The 19,025-nt window shown below is 71.9% G+C and carries 18 protein-coding genes; 5 read left to right on the top strand and 13 right to left on the bottom strand.

What is annotated here, in order from left to right; genetic code table 11:
- Nucleotides 1–2: 2 nt before the first annotated feature.
- The gene (locus ACQPYK_RS13695) at nt 3–1,697 is read right to left on the bottom strand and encodes a hypothetical protein (protein WP_433254915.1); all 1,695 of its coding nucleotides are present in this window, start codon (nt 1,695–1,697) and stop codon (nt 3–5) included.
- A gap of 101 nt (nt 1,698–1,798) precedes the next feature.
- Between ACQPYK_RS13695 and ACQPYK_RS13690 the strand changes: the two genes are divergently transcribed.
- Together ACQPYK_RS13690 and ACQPYK_RS13685 are read left to right on the top strand one after the other, a co-directional pair.
- Entirely contained in the window at nt 1,799–3,823 is a 2,025-nt protein-coding gene (locus tag ACQPYK_RS13690) for a hydantoinase/oxoprolinase family protein (protein ID WP_433254913.1), read from the top strand.
- Complete coding sequence (locus tag ACQPYK_RS13685; protein WP_433254911.1) at nt 3,820–5,649, top strand: hydantoinase B/oxoprolinase family protein; 1,830 nt, start codon at nt 3,820–3,822, stop codon at nt 5,647–5,649. Before ACQPYK_RS13690 ends, ACQPYK_RS13685 begins: the two co-directional genes overlap by 4 nt.
- A 34-nt stretch (nt 5,650–5,683) precedes the next feature.
- On the opposite strand, the gene ACQPYK_RS13680 is transcribed toward ACQPYK_RS13685, so the two are convergent.
- The 8 genes from ACQPYK_RS13680 to ACQPYK_RS13645 all read right to left on the bottom strand — a co-directional run bounded on the left by ACQPYK_RS13680 (nt 5,684) and on the right by ACQPYK_RS13645 (nt 13,940).
- Nucleotides 5,684–6,361, bottom strand: coding sequence for an adenosylcobinamide amidohydrolase (locus ACQPYK_RS13680; protein WP_433254908.1), 678 nt, complete (start codon nt 6,359–6,361; stop codon nt 5,684–5,686).
- Nucleotides 6,362–6,420: 59 nt separating this feature from the next.
- Complete coding sequence (locus tag ACQPYK_RS13675) at nt 6,421–7,194, bottom strand: ABC transporter ATP-binding protein (RefSeq protein ID WP_433254906.1); 774 nt, start codon at nt 7,192–7,194, stop codon at nt 6,421–6,423.
- 67 nt (nt 7,195–7,261) lie between these two features.
- Entirely contained in the window at nt 7,262–8,257 is a 996-nt protein-coding gene (locus ACQPYK_RS13670) for a FecCD family ABC transporter permease (RefSeq protein ID WP_433258787.1), read from the bottom strand.
- Nucleotides 8,258–8,584: 327 nt separating this feature from the next.
- Entirely contained in the window at nt 8,585–9,574 is a 990-nt protein-coding gene (locus tag ACQPYK_RS13665) for an ABC transporter substrate-binding protein (protein WP_433254903.1), read from the bottom strand.
- Between the two features lie 416 nt (nt 9,575–9,990).
- Nucleotides 9,991–10,845: a Gfo/Idh/MocA family protein gene (locus ACQPYK_RS13660; protein ID WP_433254900.1), complete on the bottom strand. Its 855-nt coding sequence runs from the start codon at nt 10,843–10,845 to the stop codon at nt 9,991–9,993.
- Between the two features lie 36 nt (nt 10,846–10,881).
- Nucleotides 10,882–12,162 (bottom strand): cytochrome P450, encoded by a 1,281-nt coding sequence (locus tag ACQPYK_RS13655; RefSeq protein WP_433254898.1) that lies wholly within the window; start codon nt 12,160–12,162, stop codon nt 10,882–10,884.
- Nucleotides 12,131–13,132, bottom strand: coding sequence for a phosphotriesterase family protein (locus ACQPYK_RS13650; protein WP_433254894.1), 1,002 nt, complete (start codon nt 13,130–13,132; stop codon nt 12,131–12,133). The genes ACQPYK_RS13655 and ACQPYK_RS13650 overlap by 32 nt, the downstream gene beginning before the upstream one ends.
- Nucleotides 13,122–13,940: a phytanoyl-CoA dioxygenase family protein gene (locus ACQPYK_RS13645; RefSeq protein ID WP_433254891.1), complete on the bottom strand. Its 819-nt coding sequence runs from the start codon at nt 13,938–13,940 to the stop codon at nt 13,122–13,124. The genes ACQPYK_RS13650 and ACQPYK_RS13645 overlap by 11 nt, the downstream gene beginning before the upstream one ends.
- 144 nt (nt 13,941–14,084) lie before the next feature.
- On the opposite strand from ACQPYK_RS13645, the gene ACQPYK_RS13640 reads away from it, so the two are divergent.
- Nucleotides 14,085–14,999, top strand: a complete 915-nt coding sequence (locus tag ACQPYK_RS13640; RefSeq protein ID WP_433254888.1) for a TIGR03621 family F420-dependent LLM class oxidoreductase — start codon at nt 14,085–14,087, stop codon at nt 14,997–14,999.
- A gap of 39 nt (nt 15,000–15,038) precedes the next feature.
- Nucleotides 15,039–15,620, top strand: a complete 582-nt coding sequence (locus ACQPYK_RS13635; protein ID WP_433254886.1) for a histidine phosphatase family protein — start codon at nt 15,039–15,041, stop codon at nt 15,618–15,620.
- Between the two features lie 84 nt (nt 15,621–15,704).
- Here the strand turns inward: ACQPYK_RS13635 and ACQPYK_RS13630 are convergent, their stop codons facing one another.
- From ACQPYK_RS13630 to ACQPYK_RS13615, 4 genes are all read right to left on the bottom strand, one after another.
- Nucleotides 15,705–16,472 (bottom strand): hypothetical protein, encoded by a 768-nt coding sequence (locus tag ACQPYK_RS13630; RefSeq protein WP_433254884.1) that lies wholly within the window; start codon nt 16,470–16,472, stop codon nt 15,705–15,707.
- A 261-nt stretch (nt 16,473–16,733) separates the two neighbouring features.
- Nucleotides 16,734–16,991 carry a hypothetical protein gene (locus ACQPYK_RS13625; protein ID WP_433254881.1) on the bottom strand — a complete coding sequence of 86 codons (258 nt, stop codon included), beginning with the start codon at nt 16,989–16,991 and terminating at the stop codon, nt 16,734–16,736.
- Between the two features lie 140 nt (nt 16,992–17,131).
- Entirely contained in the window at nt 17,132–17,368 is a 237-nt protein-coding gene (locus ACQPYK_RS13620) for a DUF397 domain-containing protein (RefSeq protein ID WP_433254879.1), read from the bottom strand.
- On the bottom strand, nt 17,369–18,229 hold the full coding sequence (locus tag ACQPYK_RS13615) for a helix-turn-helix domain-containing protein (protein ID WP_433258786.1): 861 nt from the start codon (nt 18,227–18,229) through the stop codon (nt 17,369–17,371).
- 308 nt (nt 18,230–18,537) lie between these two features.
- Between ACQPYK_RS13615 and ACQPYK_RS13610 the strand changes: the two genes are divergently transcribed.
- A complete protein-coding gene (locus ACQPYK_RS13610; protein WP_433254876.1) occupies nt 18,538–18,930 on the top strand; it encodes an ATP-binding protein in 393 nt (130 codons plus the stop codon).
- Nucleotides 18,931–19,025 lie beyond the last annotated feature (95 nt).

The raw sequence follows: 19,025 nt of genomic DNA, 5'->3' as shown, positions 1-19,025 counted from the left end.
CGTCACGTCTCGGAGGGGTGACCGCAGTAGCCGCAGAAGCGATGGGCGGGGCCCAGCCGCATCCCGCAGGCGGTGCAGTATTTCTGGACGGCCGCGTCCGCGGCCTTGGCGCCGGCCGCTCCCGCGGCGGCCGGGCCGGCCAGGTCGGCCGGTCTGGCGCCGGGATCTCGCGCGACCAGCACGGGCCGGCCGGGCGAGTGGGAGGACGTCTTCGGCAGGGCGGGGAAGGACCGGCTGACCACGACCGTCGCATCGGCCGCCTCGTCGGACGGCTGGCGCCGCGGGGTGGGCGGCGGTCCCGGGATCGGCGTGACGGCCTCCCCGGACCGGGTGTCCCCGGGCCGGGTGTCGCTGCCGCGAGTGTCGCTGCCGCGGGTGTCGCTGCCGCGGGTGTCATTGCCGCGGGTGTCGGCGGACCGGCCGTTCGCGGCCCCGCTCCCGTCCGGCTCCGGCGTGGAGCGGCGGCTCCACAGCAGCAGCGCACCGGCCACCACGGCCGCCACCAGCACGCCTCCGGCGGCCAGGAACGGCCACAGGGGCGGCCCACCGTCCACGCCGCCGGCGACGGCCGCCTTTCTGGCCCCCTCGTCCTCGGCGGTGCCCCGCTTCTGCTGGGACGTCTTGAGGTGCGCCGCCGCGACGGTGTGCCCGGGGTAGAGGTCCAGGACGCGCTGGAAGGCGGGCACCGCGTCGCCGTAGTACTTGGTGTGGAAGCGGGTCAGCGCCTGTTCGAAGGCGGCGTCGATCGGGCCGCGCCTGGCCGCGACCTTGGCCTCGGCCAGCGCTTTGACGATCTCCCGGACGCCGATCATCCGGCCGTCCTTGCCGCCGCCGACCAGCAGCCCGACGACCTCGCCCTTCTTGTCCTCGATCACCGGTCCGCCGAGCAGGCCCCTGTCGACGAGGGCGCCCAGCTTGGCGGGCTCGTCGGCCTTGCCCTGGGGATCCTTGAACTGCCGGCCGCCCTCACCGGCGCCCCCGGCGCGCAGGTGCGCGATGTCCACGGTCTCCGGCAGGTTCGCGGCGGGCCGTCCGGTGAACCCGGCGACCGCCACCGGCGAGCCCTCCTTGGCGGGCACCGCGGCCGCGAGCGGCGCCGTGGGCAGGCCCGCGCCGCCGTCGGCGCGCCCGACGGGCATCAGCACGGCGGGACCGTCGGGCTTGGCGTCGGCGCGGACGATCTCGGCCCTGAACCCCTCCTCGTCGGGCGGGGAGATGTTGGGGAAGACATGGATCTCGGTGGTCACGTTGATGATGCAGGTCGCCGTGGGCTGCTTGGGCGGGTAGCACTCCTGCAGGTGGTGGTCGAGCCTGTCGTCCTTGATCGTGTGCCGCTCGAAGTCGGCGGGGATCTTGACCTTGTGGTGCTCGGCGAAGATCTTGTTGGCGGCGTACACCGCGATGTCCTTGTCGGTCTTGACGACCCGGGTGAGGGTGACGACGCCGCCTTCGGGGTTGACGACGGTCCCGGTGCCGCTGCCGATCGGCACCTCGTAGCCGCGCTCCACGTGGACCAGCTCGCCGATGTGGTCCAGCAGGGTGATGTCGACGTGCGCCTTCGCCTCGATCCGGACGACCGCGGGGGTCACCAGATCGGTGATTCCGCTGGGGTGCTCATGCGCCAGGGCAGGGGGCATCGCGGCGACCGCGAGCGCCAGGCCGCCGAGGAGCATCAGAGCAGAGCCGAACCGCCGCATCGCCACTCCAAAAGGGGATAAGGACAGCGTGGCAACCGTAGTGCAGAAGTCAATAGAACGACTGATAGACAAGCGCTTGGTAGGGAAATAACCTGCGTTGCGTGAGTTACACGATCGGGGTCGACGTCGGCGGGACGTTCACGGACGCGGTGGTTCGCGGGCCGGGCGGCGAGACGGCCGTCGCCAAGTGCCTGAGCACCCACGGCGACCCCGCCGACGGGATCGTCACCGCGGTCACCGCGGCGCTGGGCCGTACCGACCCGGCGGCGGTGACCCGGGTCGTGCACGCCACCACGCTGGCCACCAACGCGGTCCTGGAGCGCCGGGGCGCCCGGGTCGCCTACGTCACGACCGGCGGCTTCCGCTCGGCGATCCCCCTGGGCCGCTACGCCCGGGTCGAAGAGGACCGCTACGACCTCCGCTTCGACCCGCCGGCGCCGCCGGTCGCGGCCGAGGACTGCTTCGAGGTGCCCGAGCGCGTCGGCAGCCGCGGCGAGGTGCTGCGCCCGCTGGACGAGGAGGCCGTGGTCCGGATCGGCGAGGAGATCGTACGGCGAGGCGTCACGGCGGTCGCCGTCTGCCTGCTGCACTCCTACGCCAACCCCCGCCACGAGCGGCGGGTCGCGGAGATCCTCGGGGCCGTGGTCCCGAACGTGGTGATCTCCTCGGAGGTCTGGCCGGAGCTGCGCGAGTACGAGCGGGCGACCACGACCATCATGTCGGCCTACGTCGGGCCGGTGATGGCGGGCTACCTGCGGCGGCTGACCGCGCGGCTGGCCGGCATCGGGATCACCGCCCCGGTGCACGTGATGGACTCCGGCGGCGGCGTGATGTCGGCCGAGCTGGCCGCGCGCCGGGCGGTGGCCACGATCGAGTCCGGGCCCGCGGCCGGGGTGCTGGCCGCGGCGGCGACCGGCCACCCGGACGTGATCTCCTTCGACATGGGAGGGACGACGGCCAAGACCTGTGCGATCAGGAACGGCAGGCCGGAGATCACCCACGAGTTCCACGTCGGTGGCAAGGGCAGCTTCGGCGGCCGCCGGGCCGGAACCGGGGTGCCGGTCAAGACGCCCGCCATCGACCTGGCCGAGGTGGGCGCCGGAGGTGGCAGCGTCGCGTGGCTGGACCCGGCCGGCGCCCTGCGGGTCGGGCCGAGGTCGGCGGGCTCCGAGCCCGGCCCGGCCTGTTACGGTCTGGGCGGCGACGAGCCGACGGTGACCGACGCCGACCTGGTGCTGGGCTACCTCGATCCGGCCTCCTTCGCCGCCGGGACGATGCCGCTGTCGCGGGACCTCGCCGTCAAGGCCGTCGACCGGCACCTGGCCGGCCCGCTGGGGGTGTCGAGGGCCGAGGCCGCCTACGCCGTCCACGAGATCGCCAACGCCTCGATGGCGTCGGCGGTGCACGTCGTCACCGTCCAGCGCGGCATCAACCCGGCGGGTTTCGCGATGGTCGCCTTCGGCGGCGCGGGCCCCATGCACGCGGCCCGGGTCGCCTCCCGCTTCGGCATCTCCACGGTGGTCGTCCCGGCGCACTGCGGCGTCGGCTCGGCGGTCGGCCTGCTGTCTGGCGACCTGTCCACCGACCGTGTCCTGTCCGCCCTGGACGCCGACCCCGGGCAGGTCTTCGCCTCCCTGGCCGAGGCCGCCGCCCGCGACCTCGGCGTGCGCCCGGACTCCCCCGGCGTGTCCGTCGCGCGCTCGGCCGACGTCCGCTTCGCGGGCCAGGCCCACGAGCTGACCGTCCCGTGGGCCGACTCCCCCGACGAGCTGGCCGGCCGCTTCTTCGCCCGGTACCGGCAGGTCTACGGCATAGCCCAGGAGGGTCCCACGGAGGTCGTCAGCTACCGCGTCCGCCTGACCCAGGCCGTCCGCCGGCCCCCCGCCGAGCCGGTCGGGACCGGGTCCGCCTCCCCACGCGCCCGTACGGCGAGGCGGGCGGCGTACTTCCCGGAGGCGGGCGGATACGTGCCGGTGCCGGTGCTCACCCGGGCGTCGGTCGCGGCCGGGGGGCTCACCGGGCCGGCGATCGTCGAGGACGCCGAGTCGACGATCGTGGTGCCCCCCGGGTGGGCGGCCCGGCTCGACGGGAGCGGAGCCGTGATCCTCACCGGGACGGGCACGTGAGCGGGCCCGCGCTCTGCGGAGCCGACGGCCCGGACCGCTCCGGCGACGGCGGCGCCTCCGGCCGGAGCGAGCGGGCGGATGACGGCCGAGGCGGCCGGGCGGATGACGGCCTGAGCGGTCCGGGCGGCCGGGCGGGTGAAGCGCTGACCGCGGAGGTGCTGCGCAACGCGCTGGTGGTGGCGGCGGAGGAGGCCAGCATCGTGGTGGTGCGGTCGGCCTACTCCACGTTCGTCGTCGAAGGGTCGGACGCGTCGGCGGCGATCCTCGACGCGGGCGGCCGGCTGGTCGCGCAGTCGATGGCCACCACGCTCATGAACAGCATGGCCCTGAAGGTCGCCCTGCCGGAGCTGCTGGCGGACATCCCGGCCGCGACCATGCGCCCCGGCGACGTCTTCGTGCTCAACGACGCCTACCGGGGCGGCGTGCACACCAACGACCTGCTGGTCTACCGGCCCGTCTTCGTCGAGGACGTCCCCGCCTACTTCACCGCCACGATGATCCACGTCTCGGACCTCGGCGGCCTGTCGGCGGGCGGCATGGCTCCGCTGGCCACCGACATCTTCCTGGAGGGCCTGCAGCTCCCGCCCGTCAGGCTGGCCACCGCGAGGGGTGTCGAGAGCACGGTCGAGGCGATTCTGCGGGCCAACAGCCGCACCCCGGACAAGGTCATGGGTGACGTGCGGGCGCTCATCGCGGGCACCGCGGTCGCCGCCACCAGGATGGAGGCGCTGGTCGCCGAGTACGGCCCGGCCGGCCTCGCCCGGGGGATCGACGACTACCTGGACCACACCGAGGCGAGGACTCGCGCCGCCCTGGCCGCGCTGCCCCCGGGCCGCTACGAGGCCTCCTATCCGATCGACGACGACGGCATCGACCTGAACACCTCGCACACGGTCAGGGTCGCGATCACCCTGGAACCGGGCGCGGGCGCCGTGCTGGACTTCGACGGCACCGACCCCCAGGTGCCCGCGGCGATCAACTCCTCCGCGTCGCAGTCGCTGGCCGCCGCGGTGTTCGCGATGCGGTGCTTCCTGGACCCGGCCATCGCGATGAACGACGGCTGCCTGCGGGCGATCGAGGTGCGGCTGCCACCGGGATCGCTGCTGAACGCCGACTCCCCCCACCCGTGCGGCGGCCGGTTCGTGCCCGTCTACGCCGCGATGGAGGCCGTCTTCCAGGCCCTGTCAGATGCGATGCCGGACCGGGCGATCGCGGCCAGCGGGATCCTGCAGCCCTTCTCCATCGCGGCCGTGCGGGCGCCGTACTGGATCCACCTGTCCTACGACTTCGGCGGGGTGGGGGCCCGCCAGGGCAAGGACGGGCCGGACTCGACGGGCGTGCACTTCGGCATCGGCCGCAACTCGGTGCCCCAGGCCGAGCCGGTCGAGACGCGCTGCCCGCTGATCGTGGAGTCGGTGGAGACCGTCCCCGACTCGGGCGGCCCCGGCCGTCACCGCGGCGGTCTGGGCTCCAGGACGGTGATCCGTTTCCTGGCGGACGCCCACGTCACCACCCGTGGCGACCGGCTGCGCAACGCCCCGCCGGGCCGCTCGGGCGGCCTGCCGGGACGGGTCGGCGGCTTCTACCGGCGGCGTCCGGACGGCTCGCTCGAACGCCTCGGCTCCAAGGTGAACAACGTGCCGTTCGCCGCCGGGGAGGCGTTCGTGATCGAGACGACGGGCGGCGGGGGCATCGGCTCGCCGTACGACCGCCCGCTCGGCGAGATCGAGGCCGACCTCAGGACGGGCCGCGTCACCGTCCAGGGCGCGCTCACCGACTACGGCGCCGCCGTACGGGAGGACGGCTCGATCCTGCGGGCGGAGTGACGGACCGGGTCAGCCTCGGGAGTCTCGCCCTCGCTCACATGCTACTTTCCGCAATCACCTGACTTGAAGTAGTCGACCGGTCACGATTCACCCAGTCGTGGGCGCCGCGCCGTACGGCGTCGTGGACGGCGCGGGCGACGCGGGCGCCCCAGGTCGACCGGGGGCCGCCGAACAGCTCTTCGGGACCGTCGTCGCGCACGGCCACGCAGACCGCGTCGGAGGCGGTGCCCGTACAGGGGAGACCGGCTTCCAGCAGCGCCTGGGCCTTGGCCTCCGTCACCGTCATGACGGCGTTGACCAGGGCGGCGTCGCTCATCGCGACCGGCACGGCGACGACGATGTTGATCGTCCCGGGAAGATACATGGGCGCGAGCTCGGGGTCGGCGACCCCTTCGGGGGCGGCGGCCCAGGTGGGGACGCGCAGGCCGACGGTCGCCGTCGCCTCCGCTCCCCCGTCGGCCGCCCGGGTGAACCGTTCGACCGAGGCCGCGGTCAGCATGCCGACGCCCGGCCCCGGCGGGGCCATTCCGAGGATGTGGTCCACCGGGTCCATCCGCGAGTAGCCGCCGATCACCTGGGCGTTGAGCACCCACTCCACCGGGCCGATGCCGCCGCCGACCATGGCCGAGGAGATCGCCCGCCAGCCGGGGCCGAACTCCCACAGCAGCGAGGCCAGCCGGGCCCCGTCCTCGACGCGGTGGCTCAGCTTCATGGACGCTCCCATCGGACGCCGGGCCGGCGGGGACCGGTCCGGTCGCGGCGCCGGCGGCCTCACGGGCGCTCCAGGTGGACCTCGGGCCGGCCGCCGGTACCGGTCCCGACGCGGACGCGGGCGTCGAAGTGCTCGCCGATCAGCCTTTCCGTCAGCACCTGGGCCGGGGTTCCGGAGGCCGCCACCCGGCCGTCCGCGACCAGCATCATCGAGTCGGCGTACTGGCCGGCGAGGCTCAGGTCGTGCAGGGTGGTGACCACGGTCAGCCCGTCGGCCAGGCGGAGCCGGTCGAGGAGCTCCAGGACCTGCTGCTGGTGTCCCAGGTCGAGGGCGGTGGTGGGCTCGTCGAGCAGCAGCACGGGAGCCTGCTGGACCAGTGCCCGGGCGAGCACGACGCGCTGGCGCTCGCCTCCGGACAGGTGGCCGAGCGCGCGGGAGGCGAACGACGACAGATCCAGCCGCTCCAGCACCGACGCGGTCACCTCGCGGTCGCGGCGCCCCTCCCTGCCCAGATAGGGGATGTACGGCGTGCGGCCCAGCAGGGCGTAGTCGAAGACCGTCATGTCGACCGGGAGCGCCGGCGCCTGCGGGGCGTAGGCGAGCAGCCGGGCTCGTTCCCTGGGCCTGAGGCTGCGGACGGGCGTGCCGTCGACGAGCACCTCGCCGGAGCACGGCAGCACCCCGGTCAACGCCTTGAGCAGCGTGGACTTGCCCGCACCGTTGGCACCGATGACGGCCAGCCAGTCGCCGCCGCGCACCTCGAAGTCGACGCCGGACAGCACGGCCCGCCCTTCCAGGACGACGGCGAGGCCCCGCACCGCGACGTGGCTCACACGCTCCTCCCGTCTCGCGGATCCGTGGTCCCGCCGGCGGGCGCGCCCGGCCCGGCGAGACGCCCGCTCACGTCTCCACCCGTCTGGTCACGCGCAGCACGGCGACGAAGAACGGCGCGCCGACGAAGGCGGTGACCACGCCGATGGGCAACTCGGCCGGGGCCAGCACGGTCCGGGCGATCAGGTCGGCGAGGACCAGGAAGGCGGCGCCGCCGACCAGTGACAGCGGGAGCACGACGCGGTACGAGCCACCGGCCAGGCGGCGGACCACGTGCGGAACCACGATGCCGACGAAGCCGATCAGCCCGCTGACCGCGACGGCCGCCGCGGTGGCCAGCGAGGCGGCGAGCAGCACGACGAGCCGGACGCGGGCGACGTTGAGGCCGAGGCTGACCGCCTCGTCGTCGCCGACCGAGAGCACGTCGAGCAGCCTGCCGTGCGTCAGCAGGACCACCACCGAGATCGCGGCGTACGGGATGACCAGCTTGATCTGGCTCCAGTCGCCGCCCACGTCGCCGAGGATCCAGGCGTAGATGCGCTGGAGCTCCTCCACTCTGAGCTGCTGCAGGAAGGTCTGGACGGCGGCGAGGAAGGAGGAGACGGCCACGCCGGCCAGGACGAGCGTGGCGGTGCCGCCGCCCCGGCCCGCGACGTTGCCCAGCGCGTAGGCCAGCAGGACGCCGCCGATGGCCCCCGCGAAGGCGGCGGCCGGGATGACGAAGGCCGTGTCGTCGCCCTTCATGAACACGATCGCCGCCGTGGCCGTCAGGCCGGCTCCCGCGGCGGCTCCCAGCAGGTAGGGGTCGGCCAGGGGGTTGCGGAACACTCCCTGGTAGCCGGCGCCCGCGATGGCCAGCAGGCCGCCGACGATCCCGGCGAGCAGGACCCTGGGCAGCCGCAGCTCCAGCAGTAGTCCCTGCTCGACCGGCGCCAGCCCCGAGTCGGCCGATACGAACGGCAGCCAGTCGAGCAGCTGCAGCCCCACCTTCCCCGGTGGGATGTCCGCCGCGCCGATCAGCAGTGCGGCGAGCATGCTCGCCAGCAGGATCGCCGCCGCCGCCATCGTCGCCCCCGGCCGGAGTCCGGTCGCCCGCCCCGCCGGGACACCTGCCGGGACATCCGTCGGGACGCCCGCCGTCCGCGCGCCGCCCTTCACCGCGGCGGCGTCCGGGGCGGCTGTGACGACGTCCGGAGAGGCCGTGACGACGTCCGGAGAAGCCGCGGCGGCGTCCGGAGAGGCTGTGACGGCATCCGAGGAAGCCGTGACGACATCCGGGGGGGCGCCCCCGACCGACGGACCGCCCGCCCGGGTGGAACCGCCGGGGATGCCGGGACCTCCGGGACCGTTAGAGGCCCCGGAGGCCCCGGAGAAACGATAGGGACCGGGCACCTAGTCGGTCGCGGCCTTCTGCGCGGCGTCGCCGACCTGCTTGGCCAGGTCCACCACGCGCGGGCCCCAGCGGGAGGCGATGTCGTCGTCGAGGGCGATGACCCGGTCGTTCTTGACGGCGGAGAGCTTTGACCAGCCGGGGCGCTTGGCGAGGGTGTCCCTGGACTGGGCGCAGCACTTGGTGTCGGCGAGAAAGATGAGGTCCGGGTCGGCCTGGGCGACGAACTCGGCGGAGAGCTTGGGGTAGCCGCCGGCCGCCTCGGGAGCCTTGTCGGCGACGTTGGTCAGGCCGAACAGGCCGTAGATCTGGCCGATGAAGGTGGTGGACGTCACCGAGAAGGGCGTGCTGTCCAGCTCGTGGTAGAAGGTGAGCTTCTTGTCCTTGGGGGCGACCGCCGCGAGCTCGTCGATCTGCTTCTTCATCCCGGCCACGACCTCCTCGGCCTTGGCCGTGTTGCCGGTGGCCGCGCCGAGGTCGGCGATCTGGTCGTAGGCCTCGTCGAGCTTGGCGGCCGAGGGCTCCAGCAGCACCGGGACGTTGACCTTGGTCAGCTTGGCCACGATGCCGTCGCTGTCGTTGGCGAGCACCACCAGGTCGGGCTTCTTGGCGATGATCGCCTCAGCGTTCGGCTTGAAGCCCGACAGGTCGGTCTTCGGCGCCTCGGCCGGGTAGTTCGACTGGTCGTCGACCGCGACGACCTGGGCTCCGGCTCCGACGGCGAACAGGCTCTCGGTGGCGGTGGGCGACAGCGAGACGATCCGCTCGGGCCGCTTGGCGATGGCGATCGAGCCGTTGCCCGCCTCGACGGTGACGGGGAAGCCCGCCGCGGCAGGGGAATCCGGGGACCCCGAGGACGAGGCGGATGCGCCCGAGGCGGCCGTGTCCGAGGTGGCCGTGTCCGAGGTGGCGGGGGCGGGGCTCTGGCCGCATCCGGCCAGAGCCAGCACGCCGAGCAGCGCGCCGGCGAAGGCGGTACGTACGGGCCTCAAGCGAGGTCCTTTCAGTTACCGGAACCGAGAGACCCGCGAAACGACGGATCACCCTTTTCCACGAGGGTTGACGGCGTCGGCGCAGCGGAAGGCGACCTGGCTCGATCCGTGAGGATCATGACAGTTGCGGGACAGCGCCGGACTCACACCGGACTTCGCTACGCGCTGCGCGTCGGACAAACGTTATCAATCCTCTCGAACACTCCAACGTCAAGGGCCTGCGTCCGACCGTCTCACCCACAGTCTCACTCGCGCGAACCCCGTGTGGCTCCCGCGCGAATCCCGCCCTGCGCCGCCCCGGCGTCGCCGGCGCGCGTCGTGACCACGCACGCCGTGACCGCACACGCTGTGACCATGTGCGGGATGACCGCGTCCGTGACCGCGCACACCCTGATCGCGCACGCCCTGACCGCCGCCTAGCCGAGTTGCTCCTCCGCGGCGGCGATGATCTCCTGGAGGTGCAGGCCGTGCGCGGCGTCGAGAGGGTGACCACCGCCCCGGCGCACGGTCTCGGCGAACTCGGAGAGCATGACGGCGAAGACGTCGGGACCGAGCTGGTCGCCGTTGATGGACTCCCGGCCCAGCCGTCCGTAGATGTCCACGTTGGAGGGCGGTGTCTCGCCGGGCGCGCTCATGCACAGCGACGCCTCGCTCACCGCCCCGGTCTCGTGCTCCAGCAGCAGGCCGGCCCAGCCCAGCGGATTGCCGTGGGCGCGGACCCCGGTGACGCGGCCGAGCGCGGCGTCCAGCATGTCGATCATGTGCGGGCCGACGTCGAGGATCGCGCCGCGCTCCAGTCGCCACGGGGTGGCGAAGTCACCGCCGAGCATGGCTCCGGAGATGTTGGCCGCGTATCCGCCGAACGGCTCGATGGCCGAGACCCGCGCCAGAAAGGATCGGGTGGCGGCCGAGTAACGCCAGGTGAGGACCATCTGCGAGGCGACGCCCGCCTCGCCCACCGCCTCGGCCAGCCGCCGGGCGCCGTCCAGGTCGGCCGCGAGCGGCTTCTCCAACAGCAGCGCCTTGCCCGCCTTGGCCGCGAGCACGCCGAGCTCGGCCTGTACGGCGGGCGGCACCGAGAACGCGACCGCCTCGCAGGTGTCGAACAGCTCCTCGATGCGCTCGAAGACCGGGACGCCGAACCTCGCGGCCGCCTCGGGGCGGCGCGCCCACACGCCCACCAGACGCGTGTCCGGGCCGGCCGCCAGCATGGGCGCGTGCACCATCTCCGCCCAGGGCCCCGCGCCCACCAAACCCACAGATATCGTCACTGACTCAGCTTCTCACGCCCCGATCTCCCGACGGGGTCACCACTCCACGTGCAGCGCGCTCAGGCCCCGCCCGACGATCGAGGTGCGGTAGGCGACGGGCCGGCCGGGCGCCGGCCGCAGCCGCGGCAGGCGGCGGCCGAGCACCTCCAGTGCCGTGCGCAGCTGCAGGCGGGCGAGTGCGGCGCCCACACAGAAGTGGATGCCGTAGCCCAGTGTCATGTGCGCGTCGGCGTTGCGGCGGTCGATCCGGAACCGTTCGGGCTCGGCGAAGACGGTCTCGTCGTGCGCCGCCGAGTCGGTGGACAGCAGGCAGAGCGAGCCCGCGGGGATGGTGACGCCGTGCATCTCGACGTCCGTCGTGGTGTGGCGGAAGGACCCGAGGCTGGCGCCGTCGATGCGCATGCACTCCTCGACCGCGTCGTGGACCATCGGGGGCGGGACGGGCCAGGCGCCTTCGCGCAGCAGCCGCAGCACGCTGTTGCCGAGCTGGTTGGGCACCGTGTCGTTGCCGCCGAGCAGGATCGTGGAGATCAGCTCGACGACCTCGCGGTGCGACAGCTCGGCGCCGATCAGCGAGGTCATCAGCGACACGAAGTCGTCCCGCGGCTCGGCGGCGCGGGCGGCGACCAGTTTGTCGACGTAGTCGAGGTAGGTCAGGAAGCTGTCGGCCAGCACGAGCTGGCGTTCCGGCGGCTGGGGCGACAGGAAGAGCTGGAACCAGTCCTTGACGTGCTCCTGGACGAACGCCTCGTCGGCCTCGGGCACACCGATGAAGCGGGCGGTGAGCTTGACCGACGGCACGTGGGCGAGGTCGGCGACGAAGTCGCCCGCGCCCCGCGGGGCCACCCGGTCGAGCAGCTCCTCGTTCAGGTCCTCGAAGAGCCGTCGCATCGCGGCGACCGCCCGGGGGGTGAACGCCCGCGACACCGAACGGCGCAGCCGGGTGTGCGCGGGCGGGTCGACGTTGGCCACGAAGCTGGACAGGAACGAGCCGTGCTCGCCCAGCACGCGCCGGGTCTCCTCGGTCAGGCTGCGAGAGATCGTCAGCGAGCCCTGGGAGGAGAAGCGCCGCGGGTCGCCGTAGGCGGCGCGCACGTCCTCGTATCTGGTGATGACGTAGGCGCCCAGGTGCTCGCTGTGGAAGACGGGCCGTTCGTGCCGGAGCCTGCGCAGGAAGTCGTACGGCGCGGCGACGTGCCAGGCCGCGCTGACGTCGAAGTCGGTGGCGATGATCATGACATGCCTCTCGGTGCGGTCACGGCCGGTGCGGTCACGGGCGGCGTGGTCAGTACGGCTCGCGCCGGGCGAAGATGTCACGGGGGTTGCCGACCAGCATCTGGCGGATCTGCTCCTCGGTGACGCCCCGCCTGCGCAGTTCGGGCAGCACGTCCCGGGAGATGTGCAGCAGGTGGTAGTTGGGGTGGCGCCGCCGTACCACGTCGTGGTCGAAGCGATCGTTGAAGCAGTAGGAGTCGTGCGACAGGACCATCCGGCCGGCGTGGCCGCGCGCGGCGAGTTCGGCGACGACGGCCACCCGGTCCTCGAACGAGCTGATCGTCTCGATGCCGAACCGGTCCATGCCCAGGTAGGAGCCGCCCGCGATGAGCTCTTCCAGATAGGCGAGGTCGGTCGTGTCTCCCGCGTGCCCGATGACCACCCTGGACAGGTCGACCCCCGCCTCCGCCAGCAGCCTCTGCTGCTCCAGGCCACCGCCGGAGGCGCTGTGGGAATGGGTGGAGATCGGCACGCCGGTCGCCCGGTGGGCCTCGGCGACCGCGCGGAACACCCGCTCGCAGCCCTTCGTCATGCCCTGGTGGTCGGAGGCGCACTTGAGGATGGCGGCCTTCACCCCGGTGCGGCCGATGCCTTCGGTGATGTCCCTGACGAAGAACTCGGCCAGTCGGTCGGGGCCGCCGAACAGCGAGCCCGGGCCTCTGTTTCCGAAGTAGGGCGGGAGCGCGTCATAGGTGTAGAGGCCGGTGGCGACCACGATGTTGACCTCGGTCAGCTCCGCCACCCGTTGAACGGCGGGGACGTGGCGGCCGAGCCCGATGACCGTGAGGTCCACGATCGAGTCGATGCCGTGCTCTTTGAGTGCGGTCAGCTTGTCCGCCGCCTCGCGGGCGCGCCGTTCGAGATCCCACCCTTCGGGAATGTCCGGCCAGTTCCACAGGATCTCCGGGCTGAGCCCGAAGACGTGCTCGTGCATGAGCGTCGCCCCGAGGTCCCCGACCGGGCCGGCGGCCGTCTCGACGCCCGCGGCCGGCTCCGCGCGCTCAGCCCTCATGGGGGACGACCGGGAATCCGGGGTGCTCGAACGGCTGGTTGACGGCCAGGCCCAGGCCGTCCGTCTGCCGGTACGGCGTGCCGGTGTAGAGCGCGTCGGCGTCGAAGTAGGTGACGGTGAACGACAGCCTGGCGGTGTCGCGGCGGTTGGCGGCGGCGCCGTGGACGGTCAGCGCGTGGTGCGCGGTGGCGTCCCCCGCGGCCAGGTCCAGCGGCGGGGAGAGGTCGAGCCTCCCGAGCCAGGAGTGCTGGCTCAGCTGGTCGTCGCCGTCCCGGGTGAAGGAGCGGCCGAGGAGTCCGTACCGGTGGGAGCCGCCGTAGAACCGCAGCGATCCCATGTCCGCGGGCACGTCCACCAGCGCCAGCCAGACGGTGAGCATGGCCGAGCGGTCCATCGGCATCCACGGGAAGTCCTGGTGGAATTCCGTGGCCCCGTGCCCGCCCGGTCGCTCGGGGTCACGCGTGCCCGGGAGCCCGCGCTGCGGCTCCTTGATCAGCAGGTTCGTCACCTGGACCCGGACCCCGCTCACCCCGCGCAGCATCCGGGTGGCGCCGCGGCCGAGGGCGGGGGCGAGGGCCAGCTTCCTGAAGTGCTCGTCGGTCTCGGCGATGTCCCTGGACTGGCCGAACGCCTGATCCACCGGGGAGGCGACGGCGCGCGGACGCTCCCGTAGGTGCTCCAGCGCCCGTTTCCGGAGCAGGGCCACGTGGTCGGGGTCGACCAGGCGCGGCAGCCGTACCCAGCCGTTGTCCTCGAAGAACGCGACCTCGTCGTCGGTCAGGTCGCGGACCGGGGTGTCGTCAACCATGGGCCCAGTGTCGGACCTCCCGCCGATATAAAGCAAGCGCTTGGTAAAGACGGATCGATCGCCGTCCCATCCGCCGCCCCCATTCCCCTGGCCGTCCTGCGCCCCTACGCTTACCAAGCGCTTGGTGAAAGCAGAGGGGGTGCGATGGACCGCCTGTTCCGGTTCGCCGCCGTGGTCCGCGAGGCGGAGTCGGCCAGGGCGTGGGCCGAGAAGGCACGCCGCCTGGAGGACTCGGGCTTCGACGTGCTGCTCGTCCCCGACCACCTGGTCGGCCCCCGGTTCGCCCCGGTGGCGGCGATGACCGCGGCCGCGTGCGCGACCAGCAGGCTGCGGGTCGGCACCCTGGTGTTCGCCAACGACTTCCGGCATCCCGCCGTACTGGCCAAGGAGGCCGCCACCGTCGACCTGCTGTCGGAGGGCCGCCTGGAGCTGGGCCTGGGCACCGGCTGGATGGCCGCCGACTACGCCTGCGCCGGACTGCCGCTGGAGTCCCCCGGCGTCCGGGTGGACCGGCTGGCCGAGGCGATCACCGTGCTCAAAGGGCTCTGGGCGGACGGCCCGTTCACCTTCCACGGCGAGCACTATCGAATCACCGAGCTGGACCAGCACCCCAAGCCCGCCCGCCGGCCGCACCCCCGGCTGCTGCTCGGCGGGGGCGGCCCCCGCATGCTCCGGCTCGCCGCCCGCGAGGCCGACGTGGTCAACCTCGGCATGCGGGTGCGGGCCGACGGCAGCGGCCCCGACGGCCTGGACGGCGGCCTGGAGGCCTTCCTCGCCAAGGTCGACGTGGTACGGCGGGCCGCCGCGGACCGCTACGACCGGATCGAGCTCGGCACGAGCGTCCAGCAACTCGGCGTGCGCAGGCCGAACGAGCCGTGGAGCGCCGCCGACTCCTCCCGTCAGGAGGAGACTCCCCAGGTGCTGCTCGGCACCCACCGGGACATCGTCGACAAGCTCCGCTACTGGCGCGACACCCATGACCTGTCCTACTTCGTGCTCCACCACGAGCGCGACCTGGAGGCTTTCACCCCGGTCGCCGAGGAGCTCGCGGGGCGCTGACCGGTCGCCGGAGGCCATACCGGCATGATGGGGTCCATCATGAACGAGATGATTCTGCTGCGGCACGGCGAGACCGAGTGGAGCCGGGACGGGCGCCACACCGGGCGCACCGACCTGCCGCTGACCGACAAGGGCGACAACCAGGCGCGGGCGCTCGTCCCCCTGGTCAAGGGCCGGACGTTCGACCTGGCCCTGGTCAGCCCCGCCCTGCGGGCCCGCCGGACGGCCGAACTCGCCGGGCTCACCACCTATGACATCGACCCCGACCTGTGGGAATGGGACTACGGCGGCTACGAGGGCATCACCACCCCCGACATCCGCCAGACCCGTCCCGGCTGGTTCCTGTGGCGTGACGGGGTCATCCCCGGCGACGCCGGGCACCCCGGCGAGAGCGTGCGGGAGGTCGGCGACCGCGCCGACCGGGTGATCGCCCGGGCCCGCGAGGCCGGCGGCGACGTGGCGCTGGTCGCCCACGGGCACTTCCTGCGGGTGCTGTGCGCTCGCTGGCTCGGCCTGCCCCCAGAGGACGGGCGGCTCTTCCGCCTGGACACCGGCACCTACTCCCGGCTCGGCTTCGAACGTGACGAGCCCGTCATCCTCGCCTGGAACGCTCCCGTCTGACCCGCTCCCCCACCTGGATACGCGGCTCGGTCCCCTGTCCGAGGCGGCGGGGCCGGGCCGCCCTGTCATCGTCTCGGGCGTCTGTCAGGGGTTGTGAAGCGGCGAGAGCCGCGAACCCGGGAACGGCGCCAGCAGGGTCTCCCGCCACGGGCCGGTGAGGAAGTCGCGGGAGCGCCTGCTCCAGTCGAGCAGCCGCGGATCGGGCTCCGCCTCGTCGTCGAGGCCGAGCGCGGCGTCCCTGGCCCGCTGCAACGCCAGGTGGTCCGCCAGTGACGTGCCCCAGATCGTGACGACCTCGCTGTCGCACAGCAGCACCTCGTACAGTCCGACCACCCGGTGACCGTGGTCGGCGAGAACCGGCATCCGCTCCCGCCGGACCGCGTCGAGATACTCCAGCGCCGCGCCGGGGCGCACCTGGGCGCTCTCGAACAGGTAGAACGGCGCCGCGTACCCCTCGGCGACGATGTCGGCCAGCGCCGGACTGCCCTCCACCGCGCCGAGCGGCCGGGAGAAGGCGGAAAAGCGCAGGTCGTCGATGTCGCTCAGGAAGAGTCTGTCGTCCACGCCGTCGTAGATGTTCATCATCTGCCGCCAGCCGCCGTCCCAGCCGCCGTGACAGTCCCAGAGGGTGACGGCCCTGAACTGCGGATGGCCGGTGATGCCGACGGCGTAGAAGGCGCCCACGAGGTCGATCTCCCGCGATCTGATCGACAGTCCCCTGGTCAGTTCGGGGGCTTCGAGGCCCTCGTCCTCTTTCTTGTAGCGCGTGAGCCAGGTCAGATACTCCAGCGGTTTACGGGAGTTCATCGGCCGGAAGTCGACCTCTTCGATCAGATATATCCCTCGCCGCATGGAAGGCGCCTCCTCGGCCCAAGCGAATGCTTGGTTGGCAATCTAATCGAGGAGAGGCATGCCGTACAGGCCGCCCGGCGTCGTCCGGAGCCGGACGCCGTCACCGGGCACGGGGAGCCGGGTACGGGGAGCCGGGTACGGCCACCGGCCGTACCCGGCATGGGCGAGAACCCCTGTCGGCGGCGCTCACACGATGTCAGCCGGCACTGTCACCATGAAGGCCGATCCCTGCGTCGACGACTACCACGTCCCTCCATACCGTCAAGCGGCTGCGGCGCGCGGCTGCGGCCCCCGGCCCGTCAGCCACTCCAAGACCTTGCGATGACCATGGCAGGCGTCTTCGAAATGCCCCCAACGCCAGTAACGAGGCTGGTCCCGGACCCCCGTCACCCATGTCCGGTAGGAGACCGAAGTGACCCCTCCCTCACCCAGGGCCGCCGAGGCGACGCCATAGGTGCGGATCACGACACGACCCCCGGGCGCGAACAGCACGTCATCGGCCACCGGATACAAGGTCATCTGGTCAAGCATGGTCTGGGCCCCCAATTTCTCCGCCCCATGATCGTTCTGGGAACTCAGACTCTGCCGGATCTGCCCGCTTTTTGCGTTACATCATCGACGCACCGGAGTTACGAGGTGAGCCGGATGTAAAAACAGTGTTACACCATCAGGCTGTCAAACTCCCCATCCTTCACCCCGAGCACCAGCGCGCGGATCTCGTCGCGGGTGTAGATCAGGGCCGGACCGTCGGGGAAGCGGGAGTTTCGAACCGCGACGCTGCCATCCGACAGCTCTGCGAGTTCGACGCAATTACCCTGTGAATTGCTGTGACGGCTCTTTCGCCAGCTGGCCCCGGCCAGGTCCGTGGCGGGCATGCCGTTGTAGGTGTGCTCCATTTAGATCTCTCTGAGAAGGTCGCCGAGGATCTCGGCGGTGCCCCCGGGCGTGGTGCTTTCCACGCACAGCTGCTCCATGGCCGTGAGATATGGATCGATGTCCTCACGTTTGTCCAGGTAGAGGGCACCCCAGAGCTGCTCGACATAAACGACGTCCGAAAGGTCGGACTCGGGAAACCGCAAGATGCTGAACGCGCCACCCTCGGCCGCGTGCATGCCGAACCGGAAGGGCATCACCTGGATGGTGATGTTGGACAGCGTGGCCACCTCCAGCAGGTGCTGGATCTGCTCACGCATGATCTCCTTGCCTCCGATGGGCCGCTTCAGGGCCGCCTCGTCGATGACCGCCCACAGTCGCGGGCCGTTCTTCTTCGTGAAGCGTTCCTGCCGCTGCATGCGCATATGCACACGACGCTCGATCTCCGCATCCGGCACGTCCGGGTAGCCCAACCGGATCACCGTGCGCGCGTAGGCGGACGTCTGCAGCAGGCCGGGAACGAACTGCACCTCATAGGTGCGGATCACGTTCGCCGCCTCCTCCAACCCCACATAGGTGGTGAACCAGTTCGGCAGCAGGTCGCCGAACTTGTGCCACCAGCCGGGGGTGTTCGCCTCGCGGACCATCTCCAGCAGGCCGCGCCGTTCTGCGTCGTCGAGCACGCCGTACAGGGTGAGCAGGTCTTCCACGTCTCGTGTCTTGAAACCGACACGGCCGAGTTCCATCCGGCTGATCTTGGACTCCGAGGCGCGGATATGGAATCCGGCCACCTCTCGGGGGAGCCCCTTCTCCTCACGCAGGCGACGCAGGCTTGCGCCGAGCATGATGCGCCGAACGGTGGAACCGGTACCGGGCGGGTCCATGGACACGTGTGTGCTCCTCGCTCGCTTTCCTGATCGACAGTCTGTCACTTCGCGGCACAAGATTCCCTAGCCGCGGACAAGATCCCCTTTCCATCCGGATTGCCGAATCAGGGGTAACCGTAGCGGTTGCACACCCCTTATGCACGTGCATTCGCTCTTGCACCTGCACAGGAGTTTGCACCATGATGATCGCTGTGCAGTCCGCCCAAACCGCGCCCCCCCGAACGTCCTGGACAGCGCTCGACTGGTGGCCCCCAGTCGGCTGGTGGCCAGACCCGGCGCGTGATCTCCTCTCCGGATCACCGACCATGGCCAGCGCCACATTCGTGCTTCCCCCGCAGGCCGAATCCGTTCACTCCGCCCGCAGCTTCGCGACGGGCACCCTCACCGGTTGGAAGCTCTCCGAGCTGAGCGAGAACATGGAACTGGTCGTCTCGGAGCTGGCCACCAACGCGTTCAGGCACGGCCTGCGACTGGCCGAGACGCGCGCCAAGGAACCGATCAGGCTCTCCCTGCTCCGCCGGGACGGTTTCGTCGCCTGCGCGCTCAATGATCCGGGTTCGGGCTTTCCCTCGCTCCGCGACCCCTCGCCGCTGGAGATAGGCGGCCTCGGCCTGCACATCGTCGAATCGCTCAGCCTCCGCTGGGGTTGGGCGCCGCTGGCTCCCTACGGCAAAATCGTCTGGGCCGTCCTGCGGTAGGGACTCCCGGGCCGAGCCTCAGCAGACCATCTCGGAAAGGCGCCGCCTCTTCCCCTCATTTGGCGCCGATCGCTCCCGGGACCGCCGCGCCTCCC

It is taken from the genome of Streptosporangium sp. CA-135522 (assembly GCF_050949235.1).
Lineage (GTDB): Bacteria > Actinomycetota > Actinomycetes > Streptosporangiales > Streptosporangiaceae > Streptosporangium.
The sequence above is the reverse complement of the archived record's forward strand: the minus strand, read 5'-3'. Positions and strand labels throughout refer to the sequence as shown.

Excerpts from the sequence above, each read along its gene's own strand:
- ACQPYK_RS13630 (WP_433254884.1), bottom strand. The coding sequence starts at position 16,472 with ATGCGGCGAGGGATATATCTGATCGAAGAGGTCGACTTCCGGCCGATG.
- ACQPYK_RS13680 (WP_433254908.1), bottom strand. The coding sequence starts at position 6,361 with ATGAAGCTGAGCCACCGCGTCGAGGACGGGGCCCGGCTGGCCTCGCTG.
- ACQPYK_RS13645 (WP_433254891.1), bottom strand. The coding sequence starts at position 13,940 with ATGGTTGACGACACCCCGGTCCGCGACCTGACCGACGACGAGGTCGCG.
- ACQPYK_RS13610 (WP_433254876.1), top strand. The coding sequence starts at position 18,538 with ATGGCCAGCGCCACATTCGTGCTTCCCCCGCAGGCCGAATCCGTTCAC.
- ACQPYK_RS13625 (WP_433254881.1), bottom strand. The coding sequence starts at position 16,991 with ATGACCTTGTATCCGGTGGCCGATGACGTGCTGTTCGCGCCCGGGGGT.
- ACQPYK_RS13670 (WP_433258787.1), bottom strand. The coding sequence starts at position 8,257 with ATGGCGGCGGCGGCGATCCTGCTGGCGAGCATGCTCGCCGCACTGCTG.
- ACQPYK_RS13650 (WP_433254894.1), bottom strand. The coding sequence starts at position 13,132 with ATGAGGGCTGAGCGCGCGGAGCCGGCCGCGGGCGTCGAGACGGCCGCC.
- ACQPYK_RS13635 (WP_433254886.1), top strand. The coding sequence starts at position 15,039 with ATGAACGAGATGATTCTGCTGCGGCACGGCGAGACCGAGTGGAGCCGG.
- ACQPYK_RS13695 (WP_433254915.1), bottom strand. The coding sequence starts at position 1,697 with ATGCGGCGGTTCGGCTCTGCTCTGATGCTCCTCGGCGGCCTGGCGCTC.
- ACQPYK_RS13620 (WP_433254879.1), bottom strand. The coding sequence starts at position 17,368 with ATGGAGCACACCTACAACGGCATGCCCGCCACGGACCTGGCCGGGGCC.
- ACQPYK_RS13640 (WP_433254888.1), top strand. The coding sequence starts at position 14,085 with ATGGACCGCCTGTTCCGGTTCGCCGCCGTGGTCCGCGAGGCGGAGTCG.
- ACQPYK_RS13615 (WP_433258786.1), bottom strand. The coding sequence starts at position 18,229 with ATGGACCCGCCCGGTACCGGTTCCACCGTTCGGCGCATCATGCTCGGC.